Source organism: Mycobacterium sp. ELW1, from assembly GCF_008329905.1.
In the GTDB taxonomy this organism is placed as follows: domain Bacteria; phylum Actinomycetota; class Actinomycetes; order Mycobacteriales; family Mycobacteriaceae; genus Mycobacterium.
The window spans coordinates 521,394-536,673 of the sequence record NZ_CP032155.1; the positions used below are offsets into that span (position 1 = coordinate 521,394).

Here is a 15,280-nt window from a genome sequence, read left to right on the forward strand (position 1 = left end):
TGGGGAAGCCTCAGCCAAGCTCGTTTTCGTAGCGCTGGGCAATGGCAACGAGTTCTTCGCGAACCGTTGACGGCGGCATCGCACTGATTCGTGCGTACAGACGGCGACGCGTCACTGCCCGCTTCATGTCTTTGCGGAACTGCGCAATCGACGACATTTTCTCAACTCCTTGATGTCCCCCGGTTCAGCAGGGGATTTGTTTTTTGCTGTAGACGTCCATCAATCAGGGATCGCCTGTCTGAAGGAACACCTCGATGCTCCTTGTTAATTTCAGGTAAATCAACTTTGGCCCTGTGAGATTCGCGACAGGCACACGCGAGTGCGCCATGTTTGTGGCCTAGGTCATGTGACGGCGCACACGATGAACGACGAAGGGTGACGGCGTTCGCTGTAGCGCGGGCTCAGTCCTGCAAGTACCGAGTGACCATGTCCACCAACAGCTGACGCTCGCGCTGCCACTCCAGGTGTGAGTTCACGATCATCTCGACCAGCACCATGCCGCGCAGTGACGACCAGATCACTTCGGCCACGCCGGGATCGTCGGAGATCAGCCGGCCCAGTTGATTGATCGCGGTATTGATCTCCAACAGGTGGCGTTTGGCGCTGTCGCCGTGGGTGCCGCGGGTGGCCCGCAGAATCTCGAATGCCGCCAATGACGTCGGGCTGCTGTAGCAGCGGAATGCGGTGTCGACGACGACCTCGATGCGCTCCCGCAGTCCCAGATCGGCGACATCGGCCTCGCCGAGACTTTTGAGCAAGCCGGCCACACCCTCGTCGACGACAGCCATCAGCAACCCGTTGCGGTCGCCGAAGTGGTACTGGATGACTCCCCAGGTGACCCCGGCGCGCTCGGCGACGTGTTTGGCGGTTGCGGCGTGGAAACCCTCTTCGACCACGCAGCGCACGGTCTCGTCGATGATCAAGGCCCGGGTGTCGTCGCCCCGCTTGCGCGGCGACTGGGTCTGCCGCGTCGGGGGAGTGCCCAGCGCTTTCACATCGTTGACTTTATAACATTGAGCCGACTATGTTTCGCGTATGAGCCAGCCCCTCAGCCGCTATGCCCAGTTGTCCCGGGCCGAACTTGCCACCCTGGTCCCCGAACTGCTGTTGGTCGGCCAGATGATCGACCGCTCCGGCATGGCCTGGTGTATCCAGTCGTTCGGCCGGCCCGAGATGCTGCAGATCGCCATCGAGGAATGGGCCGGCGCCAGCCCCATCTACACCAAGCGCATGCAGAAGGCCCTGAAGTACGAGGGCGTCGACATCTTCACGATCTTCAAGGGCCTGCAACTCGACATCGGTGCTCCGCCGCAGTTCATGGACTTCCGCTACACCGTCCACGACCGCTGGCACGGTGAATTCCACCTCGACCACTGCGGTGCGCTGCTCGACGTCGAACCGATGGGCCCCGACTACGTCAAGGGCATGTGCCATGACATCGAGGACCCCACCTTCGACGCCACCGCCGTCGCTACCAATGCCAAGGCGCAGGTGCGTCCGATCCACCGGCCGCCGCGCACGCCCGCCGACCGCACACCGCACTGCGCGTGGACCGTCATCATCGACGAGTCCTATCCCGAGGTGACCGGCATCCCCGCGCTGGACATCGTGGCCAAGACGAAGGCTGCCAATTGGGAACTCGGCCCCATCGATCCGAATGACGAAGGCCAAGCCGACTATTCGGGTGCTTTGGTTTCCGACGTCGACTTCGGGGCGTTCTCGCACTCCGCACTGGTGCGCATCGCCGACGAAGTCGTGCTGCAGATGCACCTGCTGAACCTGTCCTTCGGCATCGCGGTGCGCGCCCGCGCCGGTGACAACACTGAGCTGGCCACCGACATCTGCACCAAGCAGCTCGTCGGCATCGCCGGTGTGGCTGCCGAGCGCATCATGCGAGCTCTCAAGCTGCCCAAGGACTTTGATGGGTTGGCCAAGGTGATCGAACTGCATCCGCTGTTCAACCCGGCCGGTTATGTCGTCGCCGAGATCGAGGGTGGCCGGCTGCACGTGCACCCCTCACCGTCGCATGACGACGGGTCGTGGGTGTCGCTGTGCTCGCCGGCATCCCCGGGGCCGCTGCAGGCCATCGCCACCGCGGTCGACCCGTACCTCGCGGTGCGCATCGCCGGTACCGATGACGACTGGACCGCCGAGTTCGAGAAGACCGAGACCGCCGCCAAGGATTCACCCGAGGTGGAGGTCACCAAATTCAGCAGGGGCGTCACGTTCGAGTTCGAAGAGCGCCTCTCTCTGCCGCTGACTGTGGTGTAGCCGGTGACCTACCGCGTGGTGCAATGGGGCACCGGGGCGGTGGGGGTCGAAGCCATCCGCGGCATCCTGGACCATCCTGAGCTGGAATTGGTTGGCGTCAAGGTCTATTCGGAGGCCAAGGCCGGCACCGACGCCGGCGTCTTGGCCGGACGGGACCCGATCGGCGTCACCGCCACGATCGACGTCGACACCACTGCCGCAGATGCTGTTCTGTACGCGCCGCGACACCCATCGGTGGACGACGCGGTCGCGATACTGGCCTCCGGCGCCAATCTGATCACCACCGCCTTTGCGTTCCACCCTGCGCGGATGGCACCCGCCGATCGCGATCGGCTGCAGCGGGCCTGCGTAGAAGGCGGAAGTTCGCTGCACGGCACCGGATTGAACCCCGGCAACCTCGGTGTGGTGGTTCCCTTGGCGCTGACCGGCATGTCGCGGACCGTCGAGCACGTCACAGTGCAGGAACGGGCCGACTGGTCGGTGTACGACAGCACCGAGATCACGTTCGATCAGATGAAATTCGGCAGCCCGCTCGACGAGGTGGACGCGCACACCGACGGGCTGCACTTCACCAGTCAGCTTTTCCAGGAGCAAGTGTGGCTTCTGGGTGATGCGCTCAATCTGGGTGTGGATGAGGTCACCACCGAACTGGAAGTGATTCCCGCCAGCGCCGACCGTGACGTGTGCGGGCGAACCCTGCGCGCCGGCACCGTCGCCGGCCAGCACTGGCAGTGGACGGGCCGGTGCAAGGGAGTTCCGGTCGTCGAGGTCGAAACGCTCTGGACCGTCGGCGAACCGCAGCCGAAGCATTGGCCGGCGCCCCGCCACGGCTGGACCGTCACCATCGAAGGAACCCCCTCGATGCAGGCGCATCTGATGACGCTGGCCAGTTTTCGTCGCGACGTTCCACTAGAGGAACATGTGCGATCAGCCAGCGTGGCCACCGCGATGCAGGCGGTGAACGCTGTCGGTGCGGTGTGCGACGCCGCTGCTGGATTCGTCACGATGGCGGATCTGCCGCTGAGTCTTTACCGAGGCGCTCGCTGAAACCGGCTGTCCCGCAGCAGCTCTGATGTTGGTGAACGCGGTGTTCACCGCGGTAGAGACCTGACCGCGCGCCGTGGTGAGCACCGAGCGCGCCTGGGTGACCCCGGCGGCAAGGGCGGTGCGCACACTGCCGGTGTTCGCCAACGTTGTGGCCGCGGCGTTGGCGGTCTGAACGACGCCCAGCAGCAGCGTCTCGCCGGCCTGGAACTCCACCGCCGAGGCCACGTTGATCGCCTCGACGGTGACCACCTGGAGAAGACCGTGTGCGCCCTTCGGAACCGTTGGCTGCCCGGGCCGCTGATTCAACGCCGCGAGAATTGCGTCGCGCGCGGCACCGGGCGTGGTGCGGCCGGACACCACGTCCATCGCCTGGACGACGGCGACCTCGAGCGTGCCCTGCGCTTTGGGCAGAACAAGATTCAGGTCATTGCCGATGATCTTCTCGGCCGCGGCATCGGCCGGCACGGTGACCCCAGCGGCTGCCGACCCAAGTGCGCCAACGACATTGCCGGTCTGCAGCAAGGTCGTCAGGAACGTGCCCGGCGCTTCGGCGATTCCTATCGGGACAGTGACCGCGCCCTGCACGATGAACGGACAGATCAGACTGCAGAACGTCAGCTGATTGCGCAGGAACGCCAGCGGTATTGCCCCTACCGGAGCAGCGGTCAATTCGATTTCCGGGGCGGCGATAGTGGCGATGCGGGCTTCGACGGGCGGCGCCAGCGGAGTAAGCGACAGCGCGACCATCGCGGTGGCTGCGGTGCTGCTGAGTAAACGGGTTCGCACGGAAGCAGACATGCTGGGGACACGGTTTCGCCGTGCGCGAAGTTCATCTCCTCGACGCGCCCGCGAACTGCGCGCACACTGGCAGTCATGGATAACAACGGACCGTTCGGGTTCGATCCCGACGACATCGATCGCGTGGTGCGGCAGGCCAGCGAAGGCCTTCGCGACGCCTTCGGGCAATTCCTCAGCAGCTCAGGGCAGGGCGCCGCGTTCGGAGGGCTGTTCGACGAGGTCACCCGCCGCTCACGGCCCCGACCAGAACCAGAGACCGCGGGCGAAGCCGGCGACGGAGTGTGGACGGTCTACACCACCGATGCCGACGGTAAAGCCCACGTCGAGCAGGTGTACCGAAGCGAGCTCGACGCACTGCGCGCCAACAAGCACAACACCGACCCCACCCGAAACGTCCGGTTCCTGCCCTACGGCATCGACGCCAGCGTGCTCGACGCATCCCAGCACGCTGAGGACACCAAGGCCGAGGACCAGCCCGAGTAGCTACATCGTCAGGACCATGCGGTAACGCGCACGGCCCTCGTCCATCGCTGCGTAAGCCTCTGCGACCTCGGCCAGCGGCCGCTCCTCGATACGGGCCCGCACCCCGGACTGCAGCGCGAAGTGCAGGGTGTCCTCGACGTCGGCCGAGGTACCCGACGGATGTCCGACCACGCTGAAGTTGCCGAAGATCAGATCGCCCGGAGTGATCGGCAGCGGATCGAACGTGGCGCCGACGATCACCAGCTCGCCTTGTGGCGCCAGCCCGGGGACCGTGGCAGCCATGGCGGCCGAGTTGGCCGCGGTGGCCAGCACCACCTGAACACCGCCCAGTGCCTGCAACGCCGCGCCGACGTCACTCGCCGTGGAGTCGACGTAGTGGTGGGCGCCGAGCTCTTTGGCGTCGTCCGCCTTGCCCGCCCCGCGCGCGATCGCGATGGTCTCGAACCCCATGGCGCGGGCCCACTGCACACCAAGGTGTCCGAGGCCGCCGATACCCAGGATGGCGACCCGATCGCCGGCCACCGCGCGCGTGGTGCGCAGCGCGTTGTAGGTCGTGACCCCTGCGCATCCCATCGGGGCGGCTTCGGCGAACGACAGTCCGTCGGGGATGCGCGCCAGCGCGGTGCGGGGCACGATGACGGATTCGGCGTAGCCGCCCGGATAGTTCCAGCTCGGCACTTCAAGATTCACGCACTGCATGAACTGGCCCTTGCGACAGGGCAGACAGGTGTTGCAGTTGCCGCCGAACCAACCCACGGCGACCCGGTCACCGACCGCGAAACCCTCGACGCCCGAACCCAGTTCGGCGATCGTGCCGGCGATCTCGTGGCCGGGGGTGATGGGCCAGGTGAGGTTCGGGAACGACCCGGTGACGAACGCGTGGTCGGTGCCGCACACCCCGCAGGCGTTGACGGCGATGCGCACATGGTCTGGTGGGGGTGAGGTGGTTTCCACCTCTGTCAGCTCCAGCGGCGCATTGGCTGATTTCACGTGGACGGCGCGATGCGTGGCCATGGCACTCCCTCAAGTCGGCGGCACTGCTGAGTCTACTAAACTTGACTCAGCGTAGCGGTGGTCATCCCGATTCTGCCTCGCCGGGTCCTGTTTGAGAACGGGCGTGGGCCGACCGGACTACCTAGTCGAGGATGCGCCGGGCGACGTTGGTGCTCACCAGATCGAGCAGCTCGTCTCCCCGGCCCGCCAGGATGGTGCGGATCGCATAGAGCGTGAAACCCTTGGCCTGCTCCGCGGAAATGGCTGGCGGAATGGACAATTCCTGCCGGGACACCACCACATCGACCAGGGCCGGCCCGTCATGGGCCAGCGCGTCGGCGATCGCCCGTTCCAGATCGGCGGGCTGTTCGACTCGTCGTCCAAATAGCCCGATCGCCTGGGCGACGGCGCCGAAATCAGGGTTCGTCAGCTCGGTGCCGAAGTTGACCACCCCGGCAGCCTTCATCTCGAGCTCGACGAAGTTCAGCGACGAGTTGTTGAAGACGATCACCTTCACCGGCAGGTTGTTCTGCACCAGGGTGAGCAGCTCACCGAACCCCATGGCCAGCCCGCCGTCACCGGCCAGGGCGATCACCTGACGTCCCGGGAACGCGGTCTGCGCGCCGATCGCGTGCGGTAGCGCGCACGCCATCGTGCCGTGGGTGAAGGATCCGGTGAGCCGTCGCCTGCCGTTCATGGTCAGGTATCGCGCGGCCCAGATGGTGGGTGAGCCGACGTCGAAGGTGAACACGGTGTCGTCGTGGGCGAGTTGATTGACCACGCCCGCAACGTATTCCGGACGAATAGGAGTCTTGTCGCGGTCGTTGACGGCCAGCGAGTCCAATGACTTCCGGGTGCGCTGGTAGTGGTTGATCGACCGGTCCAGGTGCGCCCGGTCGGCCTTGCGGGACAGCAGCGGCAGCAGCGCGTCGATGGTGTCTTTCACCGAACCGACCAAGCCGAGATCCACGGGCGTACGCCGACCGAGGTGGCTGCCGCGGATGTCGACCTGAATGACCTGAGCGTTGTCGGGATAGAACTGCGAGTACGGGAAGTCGGTGCCCAGCATCAGCAACACGTCGGCTTCCTTGATGGCTTTGTAGCCGGATGCGTACCCGAGCAGCCCGGTCATCCCGACGTCGAACGGGTTGTCGTATTCGATGTGCTCCTTGCCGCGGAAGGCATGCACGATAGGCGAATTCAGAGTTTCGGCGAGTTGGATCAGCTCGGTATGGGCGCCCGCGGTTCCGGCACCACCGAGGATGGTGACGCGCGAACCGGCGTTGAGGATGTCCGCCGCGCGGCGCAGTGACTCGTCGTCGGGGCGCAGCACCGAGCGGGTCGGTCGCACCGGTTTGGTGTTCCACTCACGGTCGGGAAGCTTGGCCAGGAACACCTCGCCCGGAATCACCAGGACCGCGACACCGTTTTCCTCGATCGCGGTGCGCATCGCGATCTCGACGAGCCGTGGGGCCATCTCCGGAGTGCTGACCAACTCGCAGTAGACGCTGCACTCGCGGAACAACTCCTGCGGACGCGTTTCCTGGAAGTAGCCCGTGCCGACCTCGCTGAGCGGGATGTGCGCCGCGATCGCCAGCACCGGCACCCGAGTGCGCTGGGCGTCGTAGAGCCCGTTGATGAGATGGGTGTTGCCCGGGCCGCAGCTACCGGCACATACCGCCAGCTGGCCGGTCAACGCTGCGTCGGCAGTCGCGGCGAACGCGGCCGTCTCCTCGTGGCGTACGTGCTCCCACGTCATGCCCTCGGAACGGCGGATCGCATCGGTGAATCCGTTGAGACTGTCGCCCGGTAGACCGTAGACGCGGTTGATACCACTGGATTTCAGCGCTGCGATGAGGTGATGGGCGACGGTCGGCACAGCGAAAGTCTAGACCTCGGCAGCGGCGGTGACCGGGCCGCCAGCGGGCGAGAAGGTCTCTTCCTCGGTCCGGCGGCGGTCGATGGCGAAGCAGGCCAGGCTGGCCAGGAAAGCAACGACGGTAATCGCCGCAGCCAGCGCCGACGGACCCGGGCCACCCGGACCCAGCGTGCTCAGGAACAGCGCAAATGCCACGATTGCCGACAGATTCAGCATCAGGCCCAACGTGCGGAGAACTTCGCCCGTGCCGCCGTCCTGGTCGTTCATGATCGCCCCTAGTGTCGAGTTGTGCTGGCTTAATATCCCCACCTGGCGGCCGGTCGAAACTTGTGCGCGCCGATCGATCAGAACCGGGGATGATGGCACGCCGCGAAGTGTGCGGGCTCCAACTCGGCGTGAAGTGGCTCTTCGGCACGGCAGATGTCGGTGGCGGAGGCACAGCGGGTGTGAAACCGGCACGCCGGTGGCGGGTCGATGGGACTCGGGACGTCGCCTTCGAGGGTGATGCGTTCTCGGGCGGCGTTCCTGCGAGGGTCGGGGATCGGCACCGCCGACAGCAGCGCGTTGCTGTAGGGGTGCAGGGGATGTTCGTAAAGGGCATCGGCGTTCGAGTGCTCGACGATCTTGCCCAGATACATCACCGCCACCCGATCCGAGACGTGGCGGACCACACCGAGGTCGTGGGCGACGAACAGGTAGGACAGGCCGAACTCGTCCTGCAACTCCTCGAGCAGATTGACGATTTGAGCCTGGACCGAGACGTCGAGCGCCGAGACCGGCTCGTCGGCGATGATCAACTTGGGTCGCAAGGCCAACGCGCGGGCGATGCCGATGCGCTGGCGCTGACCGCCGGAGAACTCGTGCGGATACCGGTTGAAGTGTTCGGCCTGCAGCCCCACCCGGTCGAGCAGTTCATGCACTTGTCGCTTCAACTGGGCGCCACTGGCCAGACCGTGCAAGGCGAGGGGATCGCCGATGATCTGCCCCACCCGCTTGCGCGGGTTCAACGAGGCGAACGGATCCTGGAAGACCATCTGCATCTCGCGACGCAGCGGCCGCAGATCGCGACGTGACCGACCGACCAGCTCCTGGCCCTCGAAGCGGACCGATCCCGACGTCGGCGTCACCAGCTGAAGAATGGCTCGGCACAGAGTTGACTTGCCGCAGCCGGATTCGCCGACCAGACCGAGTGTTTCACCCTCGTGCAGAGTGAAACTGACCCCGTCGACGGCCCGTACCCGGGCCACCTCCCGGTCGACGACGACGCCGGACTTGATCGGGAAATGCTTGACGAGATCGGTGACCTCGAGCAGAGGATCGCCCTTCATCGATTCGCCGCTTTCTCGGCTGGGGTCAACCAACACCGATCCAGGTGCACTGACTCCGTGACACGCGCCTCCAGAGTCGGTGGCTGCGTGCACTTGTCGAAGGCGAACTTGCACCGTGGAGCGAACCGGCATCCGGTCGGTGGATTCAGCAGCGACGGCGGTGACCCACCGATTTGGGTGAGTCGGTGTGGTCGGTCCTCATCCAGGCGGGCGATCGACCCCAGCAGTCCCCAGGTGTAGGGATGCTGCGGGTTGTAGAAGAGCTCCTCCAGTGGCGCGTCTTCGACGATCTGCCCGGCATACATGACCACCACACGGTCGGCCATCTCGGCAACGACGCCGAGATCGTGGGTGATGAGGACGACCGACAGGTTGCGGTCACGGTTCAACGATTCGAGCAGGCGCAGGATTTGGGCCTGGATGGTGACGTCGAGAGCAGTGGTGGGCTCGTCGGCGACCAACACTTCGGGTTCCAACGCCAGCGCCATGGCGATCATCACCCGCTGGCGCATGCCGCCGGAGAATTCGTGCGGGTAGTCGCGCACTCTGCGTTCCGGATTCGGGATGCCCACGGAACGCAGTAGGTCGACGGCACTGGACAGGGCTTCGGACTTGGAGACGTCGCGGTGAGCGCGAATCATCTCGGCGATCTGATCCCCTACTCGGTACACCGGATTCAGGGACGTCATCGGATCCTGAAAGATCATCGCGATGTGTTCGCCACGGACGGAACGTAATTCGCTGTCGGACAACTCGGTGAGTTCGCGGCCGTCGAACGTCACCGAGCCGCTGATCCTCGCGTTGGGTGCCCGGGTGAGTCCGATCAGGGTCTGCGCGGTCACACTCTTGCCGCTGCCCGACTCGCCGACGACGGCGACGACCTCGCCGGGATGAACCTCGAATGACACCCCGTCGACCGCATGCAGCACTCCGTCCTCGGTGGTGAAGCTGACCCGCAGGTCGGTGACGGCGAGGATGGGGTTCATGCGGGGGCCGCCTCTCCCAGGCGGATTCGCGGATCGAGCACCGCGTAGAGGATGTCCACAATGGTGTTGAACAGCACGATGAAGAAGGCACCGAACATCGTGACCGCCATCAGCGGCGGCAGATCCAGCTTGCCGATCGCCTGGCCGGCGTAGAGGCCGACACCGTTGAGGTTGAAGACAGTTTCGGTCAGGATGGCGCCGCCGCCGACCACGGCGCCGAAGTCGAGGCCGAACAGCGTGACGATCGGGATCATCGAATTGCGCAGCACATGGCGAATACGCACCTGCCGCTCACTTATTCCCTTTGCGCGGGCAGTCCGCACGTAGTCCTCGTTCATGACGTCGAGCATGTTTGAGCGCAACACGCGGCTGTAGAAACCTACATAGAGAACCGCCAGGGTGATCCACGGCAGTATCAGGTGGTACAACCAATTCAGCGGGTCCTCGGTCAGGGGAACATAGCTACCGGTCGGGAACAGCGGGATCTTGAAGCTGAAGTAGAACAGCAGTATTGCTGCCAGCCAGAAGACCGGCATCGAGATACCGACCAAGGACAGAATCGTCAGTGCGCGATCGGTGAAGCCACCGGCATGTACCGCGCTGAGGTAGCCGAACCAGACCGCAAGTGCCATCCACAAGACTGCAGCGCCGATGGTGAGCGACAACGTCACCGGCAATCCGTTCCAAATCTGCTGCGCCACATTCTGATTACTGGCGTAGGAGGTGAGCTCCCCGGTGAAGATCTGTTTCATCATCGTCAGGTATTGCACCGGTAGGGGCTGATCAAGGCCGAGATCGGCACTGACACGGGCGATGAGGGCGGGGTTGGCGTTCTTGCCGGCGATGCGGGCGGCCGGATCGGAGTTGGGGATGACGTTGAAGATCAAGAACACGATCACCGAGATGGCAAACAGCACGGCGATCATGCCGATCAGCCGTCGCGCGATGAACCGGACCATGGCCTAATGCTCCAGCCTGATTTTGGCCCGCGGGTCCAGCGCGTCGCGTAAGCCGTCGCCGAACACATTCAGCGACAGCACGGTCAGCACGATCATCAATCCGGGAACGATCGTCAGATGCGGTGCGGTGTAGATGGTTTGATAGCCGTCGGCGATCATCGTGCCCCACGACGCGTTCGGCGGCCGTACGCCGGCGCCCAGAAACGACAGCGCCGACTCCAGCAGCATGTTGTTGGCGATGTTGAGCGTGAAGAACACGATGATCGTGGACACGATGTTCGGCAGGAGTTCGGAAACCATGATGCGCACCGGGCCTTTCCCCTGGGCGACAGCGGCTTCCACGAATTCTTTCTCTCGCAAGGCGAGGATCTCGCCGCGAATCGGCCTGGCCATGTACGGGACGTAGACGCACCCGATGATCAGGATGGGAATCCACAACGAGTCTCCGGCGATTTGCAGCCCACCGATACTGAGTCCGCCGAGGGCAAGGGTGGTACCCAGAGCGATACCGAGCAGCAGCACCGGAAAGGCCCACACGACGTCGAGAATTCGCGACAGGATCGAGTCGATCCAGCCCCGGTAGTAGCCGGCCAGCATGCCGACGATCACGGCCAGCAGCGTGGTGATCACAGCGGCCGCGACGCCCACATAGATCGATGTCCGGCCGCCGTACATCAGGCGGACCATCACGTCCCGGCCATTCTGGTCGGCCCCAAGGAGGTAGCGGCCGCGAAGTCCCGGCCCCAACGGAGTTCCGTCAGTCGCGACGATGTTGGTCTGTTGCCCGTCGATCAGGATCTTGTCGGTTATGTGGTTCTGGTTCGGCCCGGTGTGGGCGACATGGTCGGCCCACAGTGGTGCTGCAAGACAGAACACCACGATGAGCAAGAACAGCACGCCGAATGCCAGCGAGACTTTGTTGCGCCGCAGCCGAATCCAAGCCAAGTGCCAAGGACTGCGCCCTCGGACAGCGGTCGGAGCCACCATTACTTGAGCGCGAACGACGTGTAGTCCTGATTGAACAGAAGATGGTGATAGGACTTGTCGAAGTCCATGCGCTCGGAAACGAAGGTGGTGTACTCCTCATTGCCGTACGGGGCCCACACCGCCTGCTCCATGTAGGCCTTGTCCAGCGCCGCGTACTGCTTCTTCACGTCGCCGGTGAGCTGCTGAGTCAGCAGCTCGTTCTGCTTGGCGTCGAGCTCCGGCAGGTTGGCCTGCGAGAAATTGTTGCTGTTCGTCGGAAGGATATTCGCGCCGTTGAGCAGAGGACGGAAGAAGTCGTCCGGATGGGGGAAGTCCTGGAACCAGTCGGCGAAGCCCGTGTCCAGATCTGGTGTCGAGGTGTTGCCGATCGTGGTGAAGTACACGTCGCCGGCGATCACCTTGAGTTGGGCATTGAACCCCAACTGGGTCAGCAGGTCGTGATAGTACTCGCCGATCCGCTTGCGATCCGGCTCGTCATCGGTCCAGACGGTGATGTCTTTGTCTGTTGGATTCGCCTCGGCCAGAAGCTGTTTGGCCTTGTCCAGATTCGGGCCGGGATACAGCTTGTATTCCTCGTACCCGGGCATGCCGGGCGGAAGGATCTGCTGGGTCGGGTGGAGCCGGCCGCCGAACACCCGGTTGAGCGCCTCGGGATCGATAGCGTAGTTGATGGCCTGACGGACCTTGAGATCGTTGAACGGAGCCTTCTGGGTGTTCATCCAGAAGTAGTACGTGTTGATCGAATTCTCGAGGCGGAATCGGCTGCTGTACTTCGCCTTGACCTCGGGTAGGCGGTCGGCGTCGGGCGGGTCGGTCATGAAGTCGATCTGATTCTGTTCGACGCCGGTGACCTGTGACGAGTTGTTCTTGTTCTGGGTGACGGTGATCTTGTCGACCTGTGCGTCGGCGACCTCGCTGGCACCGGCGTCCTTGACGGTCTTAAACTGCGGATTGCGTTCCATCGTCAGGGTATTCGGCGCATCGACCTTGGTGATCACGAACGGGCCGCTGGCGGGCGGCGGGTTGTTGGTGACGTCCTTGTCCAGCGTCGTGGTCGGGGGTACCGGCGCGGCGAACATCAAGGCCAGGACGCTGTTGAACGTCCCGTTGGGCTTGTCCAGTTGGATGGTGATGTCACCGCTGTTGTCGTCGGCGGTGATACCGCTGATGGTGTCCGCTTTACCGTCCGCGAAATCCTTTGCGCCGACGATACCTTCGTAGAACACCGAGCCACCGGAGTCCGCTTTGAACAGGCGCTTGACGGCGTAGGTGAAGTCAGAAGCCTTGATGGGGGTGCCGTCGGAGTACTTCATGTTCGGTCGCAGGGTCAGTTTGTAGGTCTTGCCGTCCGGCGAGATCTGCGGCATGTCCTTGGCCAAGCCGGGGACGATATCAGTTCCCGCATCGCCCTTTTGGTGCTTGTACGTCAAGAGTGGGGTGTAGACGTTCCACAATACTTCCCATCCCTCCAGCGTGTACGACAGCTGCGGGTCCACATAATCCGGGAACGAGGTCATGGAGACGTTGATGTCTCCGCCTTGACTGCCGCCGCCCTTACCGCCGCAGGCCGCGACGCCGAATGCAGCCACTGCCGCCACACTTCCGATGACGATGACGTTGCGTAGCTTCATATCGCTCCCTTGATCAACAGCAACCGGACAGAGTCGAGTGATAGGAGACTCTGCCGCAACTCTTAGATCTTGGGGGCAGAACGGCGCGACCGCATCCGGAGAAAAGCGCGGTCACGAGGGTAGGAAACGCTCGCGTTACCGGTTCGGTCGTTGCTGAAGGGACGCCATGGCGTACCTGGTTTCTTGCACCACGCCGAGCAAGCCGTAGTGGGAGCGGGTGTCTGGGTTAGTTGTCAAGCCGCGCTAGCGATTTGCGGATCCCCGGACAGCCCGCTCCGATCACACGGTTTGTAATCCCGAGTGGCCGGGCACGTGCAGGTAGCCATTCGGGTCGGCCTCGTCCCACACTGCGGCGTAGATCTGCACCTTGAGCGCCTGCGCCGCCACTTCGACATTGAGCAGGTCGGCCAACTGGTCGTAGCCGTAGTACAGGATCGACAGCGCCGTAGTCGCCAGCAGCACATCGTTGATCGCGCTCTGCGCGGTGTCCCGGTGGCCGAGGGCGGCCTGGTACAGGGCGGGCAGCAGCTTGGCGATCGGCACTGCGGCGCTCAGGCCGGGCACCATCTGCGAGATACGCCAGCTGGCTTCGTAGAGCTCACGCACGACGGGCCGCGCCTCAACGGGAAATGCTGCGACCAAACCCTTTTCGGTGTTGTACACCGCGGTCGGCATCCCGTAGGGCTTCGGGTCAGTGGCCGGGAACGGGTTGACCACATCCGGCAGCTGGATGTCGGGCAGGGTGATGTCGCTGGCCGACGGAGTCACCGCAGCGGCGAGCGTGGCCGTCGCCTCCGGGGTCACCTGGTCCGGCGGCGGGGTCGTGGTCGACAGCGGCAAGCCGGACTCACCGCGGATGTGCAGCAACGCAAACGGATCGAACAGGTTCCACAGCGAGCCAATGAACCAGGACTGCAACTGCAGGGCAGGCGCTTCCAGGTTGAGGACGTCGGCGATCTCGTTGTAGCCGTAGTACAACACCGCGATCGGGTGGATCGTGACGATCAGGTTGTTGATGACGCGCTGGGCGGCAGCCTTATCGCCGGCGAGAGCGTCGGGCAGCTCGGTGATGATGTTGGTGACCGGAACGATGATGTTGACCCACGGGATCATTTGGGTCAGGCGGTAACCGAGCTCGAATCCTTCGCGGGCGACTGCCTTTACCGGGTTGGGGAACACGGCCATGAAGGACTGCTCGAGAGTCCAGATCGGGCCGGGCATGTCCTGCGGTGCCGGCTCGGGCGGCATCCAGCGGAACGGGTTCCAGAACGCCGTCGCGGGGGTAGCGGCCGCGGTCGGCGTTGCGGCAGCGGTCGGCGTGACAGCTGCATCCGCCGTGGTCGTTTCAGTGGTCACGGTGGCCGCGGCCGGTCGGGGCGCGGCATGTCCGGTGCCCTTGAACAGGCCCTCGAGCTTCGCGACCTGGGCGGCCTCGAACGCGGCGGCCGTGGTCTTCGCGCTGGTCGCCGTCGGGGTGACTGCGGAGTCGGAAGCGGCTGCGCTGCTGACCTTGTCGGCGGGCTTCGACACCGCCTTGGTGCGCTTGGTGGTGCCCGTCGCGGACTTCTTCGGCCCGGCGTTGGGCTTGGCCGAATCTGACGCGCTCGATGATGAGTCCGATTTGCCGGTATCAGCGCTTGCTACGCCTTGGCTTGCTGCGGCAACAGCCGCGCCCACCCCGACCGCAACCGCGAGTCCGCCAACGTACCCGACGTATTTGTTTGACCCCATTTGCTGACCCTTCGTTAGCTCTAGGGCATCGTAGAGGAGCGGGCAGGTCAGGGCCACCCCAAACGGTAAACGGCGCGGTTCCGAATGCTTGCCCTCGCTCAACGCCAGGGTTACCCAGCCGCGTCACAGAAAGGCCCCGCGAGCGGGCCGTCGGAGCAGAATCCGAGGTCATCGCATGTTTGCGCGG

The 15,280-nt window shown here is 64.3% G+C and carries 15 protein-coding genes; 3 read left to right on the plus strand and 12 right to left on the minus strand.

Features of this window, described 5'->3' with window-relative positions; translation table 11 throughout:
- Positions 1-10: 10 nt before the first annotated feature.
- Together D3H54_RS31080 and D3H54_RS02285 are read right to left on the minus strand one after the other, a co-directional pair.
- Positions 11-157, minus strand: a complete 147-nt coding sequence (locus D3H54_RS31080; RefSeq protein ID WP_168214750.1) for a hypothetical protein — start codon at positions 155-157, stop codon at positions 11-13.
- A gap of 244 nt (positions 158-401) precedes the next feature.
- Positions 402-995 carry a TetR/AcrR family transcriptional regulator gene (locus D3H54_RS02285; RefSeq protein WP_149377676.1) on the minus strand — a complete coding sequence of 198 codons (594 nt, stop codon included), beginning with the start codon at positions 993-995 and terminating at the stop codon, positions 402-404.
- Between the two features lie 40 nt (positions 996-1,035).
- Between D3H54_RS02285 and D3H54_RS02290 the strand changes: the two genes are divergently transcribed.
- On the plus strand, positions 1,036-2,271 hold the full coding sequence (locus tag D3H54_RS02290) for a hypothetical protein (RefSeq protein ID WP_149377677.1): 1,236 nt from the start codon (positions 1,036-1,038) through the stop codon (positions 2,269-2,271).
- A gap of 3 nt (positions 2,272-2,274) precedes the next feature.
- Entirely contained in the window at positions 2,275-3,318 is a 1,044-nt protein-coding gene (locus tag D3H54_RS02295; RefSeq protein WP_149377678.1) for an NAD(P)H-dependent amine dehydrogenase family protein, read from the plus strand.
- On the opposite strand, the gene D3H54_RS02300 is transcribed toward D3H54_RS02295, so the two are convergent.
- Positions 3,199-4,116 carry a hypothetical protein gene (locus D3H54_RS02300; protein ID WP_149377679.1) on the minus strand — a complete coding sequence of 306 codons (918 nt, stop codon included), beginning with the start codon at positions 4,114-4,116 and terminating at the stop codon, positions 3,199-3,201. The genes D3H54_RS02295 and D3H54_RS02300 overlap by 120 nt on opposite strands.
- A gap of 75 nt (positions 4,117-4,191) precedes the next feature.
- On the opposite strand from D3H54_RS02300, the gene D3H54_RS02305 reads away from it, so the two are divergent.
- Positions 4,192-4,599 (plus strand): Rv0313 family protein, encoded by a 408-nt coding sequence (locus D3H54_RS02305; protein ID WP_149377680.1) that lies wholly within the window; start codon positions 4,192-4,194, stop codon positions 4,597-4,599.
- Here the strand turns inward: D3H54_RS02305 and D3H54_RS02310 are convergent, their stop codons facing one another.
- The 9 genes from D3H54_RS02310 to D3H54_RS02350 all read right to left on the minus strand — a co-directional run bounded on the left by D3H54_RS02310 (position 4,600) and on the right by D3H54_RS02350 (position 15,093).
- On the minus strand, positions 4,600-5,613 hold the full coding sequence (locus D3H54_RS02310) for an alcohol dehydrogenase catalytic domain-containing protein (RefSeq protein WP_149377681.1): 1,014 nt from the start codon (positions 5,611-5,613) through the stop codon (positions 4,600-4,602).
- Positions 5,614-5,734: 121 nt separating this feature from the next.
- Positions 5,735-7,471: a ubiquinone-dependent pyruvate dehydrogenase gene (gene poxB, locus D3H54_RS02315; RefSeq protein WP_149377682.1), complete on the minus strand. Its 1,737-nt coding sequence runs from the start codon at positions 7,469-7,471 to the stop codon at positions 5,735-5,737.
- 9 nt (positions 7,472-7,480) lie between these two features.
- Positions 7,481-7,738, minus strand: a complete 258-nt coding sequence (locus tag D3H54_RS02320; protein WP_149377683.1) for a hypothetical protein — start codon at positions 7,736-7,738, stop codon at positions 7,481-7,483.
- Positions 7,739-7,815: 77 nt separating this feature from the next.
- The gene (locus D3H54_RS02325) at positions 7,816-8,799 is read right to left on the minus strand and encodes an ABC transporter ATP-binding protein (protein WP_149377684.1); all 984 of its coding nucleotides are present in this window, start codon (positions 8,797-8,799) and stop codon (positions 7,816-7,818) included.
- On the minus strand, positions 8,796-9,785 hold the full coding sequence (locus tag D3H54_RS02330) for an ABC transporter ATP-binding protein (RefSeq protein WP_149377685.1): 990 nt from the start codon (positions 9,783-9,785) through the stop codon (positions 8,796-8,798). The genes D3H54_RS02325 and D3H54_RS02330 overlap by 4 nt, the downstream gene beginning before the upstream one ends.
- Positions 9,782-10,744 carry an ABC transporter permease gene (locus D3H54_RS02335; RefSeq protein ID WP_149377686.1) on the minus strand — a complete coding sequence of 321 codons (963 nt, stop codon included), beginning with the start codon at positions 10,742-10,744 and terminating at the stop codon, positions 9,782-9,784. The genes D3H54_RS02330 and D3H54_RS02335 overlap by 4 nt, the downstream gene beginning before the upstream one ends.
- Positions 10,745-10,747: 3 nt before the next feature.
- Positions 10,748-11,731: an ABC transporter permease gene (locus D3H54_RS02340; RefSeq protein WP_149377687.1), complete on the minus strand. Its 984-nt coding sequence runs from the start codon at positions 11,729-11,731 to the stop codon at positions 10,748-10,750.
- Positions 11,731-13,362, minus strand: coding sequence for an ABC transporter substrate-binding protein (locus tag D3H54_RS02345; RefSeq protein ID WP_149377688.1), 1,632 nt, complete (start codon positions 13,360-13,362; stop codon positions 11,731-11,733). Before D3H54_RS02345 ends, D3H54_RS02340 begins: the two co-directional genes overlap by 1 nt.
- 279 nt (positions 13,363-13,641) lie before the next feature.
- Positions 13,642-15,093, minus strand: coding sequence for a hypothetical protein (locus tag D3H54_RS02350; protein WP_149377689.1), 1,452 nt, complete (start codon positions 15,091-15,093; stop codon positions 13,642-13,644).
- Positions 15,094-15,280: the final 187 nt, after the last annotated feature.